General features: G+C 57.8%; 1 protein-coding gene. It reads right to left on the bottom strand.

Annotation, left to right across the window (positions count from 1 at the left end; translation table 11 throughout):
- Positions 1-1125, bottom strand: a 1125-nt coding sequence (locus tag WH5701_RS17860; RefSeq protein WP_006169919.1) for a methyl-accepting chemotaxis protein, incomplete at both ends; no start/stop codon positions are given.

Here is a 1125-nt window from a genome sequence, read left to right as displayed (position 1 = left end):
GCGCATTTCCTCCAAAAGCGCATCGACGCTGCTTACGCCGGATACAAGGTCCTGCACCCACTGGGATATATCCCGGGTAGAGTCGGAGGTACGGCGGGACAGAGTCCGAACCTCATCGGCTACCACCGCAAATCCACGACCGTGCTCCCCTGCTCGAGCCGCTTCGATCGCTGCGTTCAAAGCCAGCAAGTTGGTCTGCTCGGCAATATCGGCAATCACTCCGATGACCTGCTCAATCTTGCCCGTAGATTCGTTAAGGGCATGAATGGATCCTGAAACGCGCGAAATGACATCCACCGTATGTTCCGCAGCGCCCTCGCTGGTGGTGAGTCGATGCTGGACTTCTTCGTTGGCTGCCACCGCAGATTTCACGGTGTTGGCCGACTCATCTGTGGCTCGTTCAATGGCCGAGGCCTGATCGGCAATGGCGGCCATGGACTGACTGACGTCGTGGATCTGCTTTCGGGTTTGCTCGGAGGCGGCCTGAAGGGATTCCGCACCGTTATCCAGGGCCCCGGAACGCTCATCCAGACCACCGGCAGCCGACCGGATGTCTGCGATGAAATGCTCGAACCGGGAAACCAACCCTCCCAGTGCAGTGGCAACACCGGCTACTTCGTCCCGCCCTTTCAGGACTGGCACCCGTGTAAGATCGGCGTTCTTTTCCATGGCAACCAGATCGTTTTGCATACCCTGCAAGCGCAGTATCACCGACTGCCTCAGCCACCAGGTCATGGCGATAACAATAAGCAGAAAGGACACGGAACCGGCAATCACTAAGGTCTGCTGGCCAGCCAGAAACGACAGCAACTCGTCGGCGCCGTCAGATACAGACTTCCTGCTCTGAAACTGGCGACCAGCAATCGCTTCGAGCATCGGCTCCATGGCCGGGAACAGATCGAAATCCACGACCTGGCCGACACGGTAATAGCTTTTCTCTGCAATGCCCTCTTTCATCCGGGCGATAAGCGCAAGTACCCGCTCGAAATCCTCACGATGTGCCTCTGCCCACTCGCTCAACCCCGGATCCGTTTCCAGACTCTGCCAATGTGCCGGCAAAGCGGTCTCCAAACGGCTGAACTCGGTCTCGATTTCATCCCACAGTAGAAGCTGGGCCTTGATCTT

Origin of the sequence: Synechococcus sp. WH 5701 (assembly GCF_000153045.1) — a bacterium.
Classification (GTDB): Bacteria; Cyanobacteriota; Cyanobacteriia; order PCC-6307; family Cyanobiaceae; genus Regnicoccus_A; species Regnicoccus_A antarcticus.
The sequence above is the reverse complement of the archived record's forward strand: the minus strand, read 5'-3'. Positions and strand labels throughout refer to the sequence as shown.